General features: G+C 53.4%; 3 protein-coding genes. All 3 read left to right on the top strand.

The window, feature by feature from the left end; all coding sequences use genetic code 11:
- Nucleotides 1-349: 349 nt before the first annotated feature.
- Nucleotides 350-1,885 (top strand): long-chain fatty acid--CoA ligase, encoded by a 1,536-nt coding sequence (locus tag HN413_00195; protein MBT3388807.1) that lies wholly within the window; start codon nt 350-352, stop codon nt 1,883-1,885.
- A gap of 12 nt (nt 1,886-1,897) precedes the next feature.
- Nucleotides 1,898-2,953, top strand: a complete 1,056-nt coding sequence (locus tag HN413_00190; GenBank protein ID MBT3388806.1) for an alpha/beta hydrolase — start codon at nt 1,898-1,900, stop codon at nt 2,951-2,953.
- Nucleotides 2,954-3,056: 103 nt separating this feature from the next.
- On the top strand, nt 3,057-3,199 hold a 143-nt coding region (locus HN413_00185; protein ID MBT3388805.1), incomplete at its 3' end, for a hypothetical protein.

The following is a 3,199-nucleotide window of genomic DNA, read 5'->3' as shown; positions in this document are numbered from 1 at the left end:
CGAACTTTTTTCACTTGTCTGTTTTCGGTTTTCAACTGACTGAACGAATACGAAATTTTAAACTGATTTTTAAAAATCGCAGCGATCTCTGCGATCTCTGCGGTAAGATAACCTTTTTGCAGTGGAGTCACAGGTGCAATGCACTTTATGAATTCCTTTTGCCTGATCGGGTTGGCAATCCAAGATACCACGGCTCAGCTGCTATTTAGCAGAAGTGCATCGCACCTTGGTAACAAATATCCATTTGTAACCCCAGAGCAACCGAAGCATGCTAGAATACGCGTTATTGTGGGGCATGTTTATCTAATTCGTTAACAAAGTATGAAGCAAGCGTTTTTGGAGAACTTGTATGCATGCTGCTGATCTACTAAGCAAGCGAGCCGAACTCACTCCCGATCGCGTTGCCCTGGTTGAATTGGAAACCGGGCAACGGTATACCTATGCGCAACTCAATCAACGCGCCAACCGGCTGGCAAATTTTATGCAAGACCAGCTGGGCGTGCAATCGGGCGACCGGGTGTCGATCCTGGCGAAAAACAGCATCACCTACATCGATCTTTTTTACGGATTGCCAAAAATCGGGGCGATTTTCGCACCGTTTAACTGGCGTCTAACTGCCCACGAGATTCGCTATATGGTCAACGATCTCGAACCTCGGGTGCTGATCCTTGAACCTGAATTTGTACCAACGCTCGAGGCCATGCGCGGCGAGATACAAGTGGAGCATCTGGTATCCCTGCGCGGCGCGGAAATTAGGGACGCCATCGAGTATGAAACCGGCCTCACCGCGGCTGCCAGCATTGAGCCAGAACGCCCCTCCAGCCTAGATTCAGAATCCCCTTATTGCATCCTCTATACCTCAGGAACAACCGGCAACCCTAAAGGGGCCATCATCCCCCACCGACAAATTCTTTATAATTGCATCAATACGGTCGTCAGTTGGGGCATCACCGAGCGTGATATTTCCCCCGTCTACACACCCCTGTTCCATGCCGGTGGCCTGTTCGCGTTCCTGACGCCAATTCTATATATCGGCGGGCGGATTATACTGGCACGCGATTTTGAGCCGGAAGAATCGCTGCGCTGGATTTTGGAGGAGGGCTGTACCGTCATTCTCGGCGTGCCAACGCTCTTCCAGATGTGGATGGATTCCGATTATTTTGAGCAGGCCGATTTCAGCAAGGTGCATTTCTTCATCAGCGGCGGAGCGACCTGCCCGCCCCAGTTGATGCAGACCTGGCGCGAGCACAAGCAGATTATTTTCCGTCAGGGGTATGGACTCACCGAAGTCGGCCCGAACTGCTTCAGCATGACCGATGAGGATTCGGAGCCCAAAAGCGGGTCAGTGGGCAAGCCAATTTTCCACAGCCAGATGCGGGTTGTGAGCCCCGAAACCGGTCAGGATGCACCGATCGGCGAAGCGGGCGAACTGCTGATTGCCGGACCGCACGTTTGCTCCGGCTACTGGCGCAAACCCGAAGCCACCGCCGAAACGATTGTGGATGGTTGGTTCCATACCGGCGATATGGTGCATAAAGATGCCGATGGTTTCTTCTACATCGACGGGCGCTACAAAGATATGATCAAGAGTGGCGGAGAAAACATCTACGCTGCGGAGGTCGAGGCCGTTTATCGCGAACACCCTGCCGTGCAAGACGCGGCTCTGATCGGTAGAGCGCACGAAAAATGGGGTGAGGTAGGGCTAATCATCGTCATGCTGGAAAACGGCCAAACCACCGACGAAGCCACGCTCAAAGCGTTTTGCAGCGGAAAATTGGCCCGTTTTAAAATCCCAAAAGAAGTTATTTTTGCCGAAAGCTTGCCCTACAGCGCTTACGGCAAGGTCGAAAAAGCGAAATTACGCCAAAAATATCTTGGCGCATAAATGAGGTAAAACATGGATATTCCAATCATGGATGGGATTATCGCCAAAACAATAACCAGCGAACGCATCCGCACGCGGGTACTTTTCGGCGGTCCTGAGGATGGCATTCCGGTTTTGTTTCTGCATGGCAATGTCTCCTCGGCCACCTGGTGGGAAGAAACCCTGCTCGCCCTGCCCGCGGGCTACCGCGGCATTGCGCCCGATCAGCGCGGCTTTGGCAATGCTGACCCCGCCGCAAAGATTGACGCTACGCGCGGCATGAATGATCTCGCCGAAGATGCCTTTACCCTGCTCGACCATCTTGGCTATACGCAAGCACATGTCGTTGGCAACTCGCTGGGCGGGATGGTGATCTGGCGTATGTTGATGCAAAACCCGGCGCGCCTGCTGAGTGTGACGCTGGCCGATCCGGGATCGCCCTACGGATTTGGCGCCACGCGCAATGCCGAGGGAACCCCCACCACGCCTGATTTTGCAGGCTCCGGCGGCGGGCTGACGAACCCGGAGTTGGTGCGGCGTATTCTCGATAGGGATATGTCCACAGAGAGTCCTTTCTCGCCGCGCGCGGCTCTGCGCATGTTGCTCGTCAAACCGCCTTTCATTGCACCGCGCGAGGACGAACTCGTCCAATCGATGCTTGCCACGCATATCGGCGAGCAGGATGTACCCGGCGACGCGGTACAATCGTCCAACTGGCCGCATATGGCCCCCGGAATCTGGGGCGCTACCAACGCCACTTCACCCAAGTATGCCGGTGAGATCAAAAAAATCATCGAGTGCAATCCCAAACCCCCAATCCTGTGGGTGCGCGGCCGCCACGACCTGGTTGTCTCCGATACAGCCGCCTCCGATCCGGGATTTTTAGGGCGCACCGGTTTGCTACCCGGATGGCCCGGCGAAGAAGCCTATCCACCTCAGCCCATGCTGGCACAAACCCGCTCGCTGCTTGAAGAATATGCGGCAGCAGGCGGCAGTTATCAAGAAATCGTCATCGAAGATGCCGGTCATGTGCCCTTTATTGAAAAACCTGATGCGTTTAATGCAGCATTTCATCCACATATCCAATAGGAACACTTGTATCATCAAAGGAGGTGATGCTCAATAATTTTAGTTTTGCAGTGCTAACTTTATCCATGCTACCTGTCTTTAATTTTCAAAGGAGAGAAGACAAATGTCTAAAAAGCTAATTTATATTCTGGTGCTGATCGTCTTGGTGGTTCCCACCTTGCTGACAGCCTGCCAACCGGCGCCGGTAGAAGAACCAGCGGCCGAAGAACCGGTTGTAGAAGAAGAGCCAATGGTTGAAGAGCCAAT

The organism is Chloroflexota bacterium, assembly GCA_018648225.1.
GTDB lineage: Bacteria > Chloroflexota > Anaerolineae > Anaerolineales > UBA11858 > NIOZ-UU35.
The sequence above is the reverse complement of the archived record's forward strand: the minus strand, read 5'-3'. Positions and strand labels throughout refer to the sequence as shown.

Coding starts and splice junctions, on each gene's coding strand:
- HN413_00195 (MBT3388807.1), top strand. CDS start 350: ATGCATGCTGCTGATCTACTAAGCAAGCGAGCCGAACTCACTCCCGAT.
- HN413_00190 (MBT3388806.1), top strand. CDS start 1,898: ATGGATATTCCAATCATGGATGGGATTATCGCCAAAACAATAACCAGC.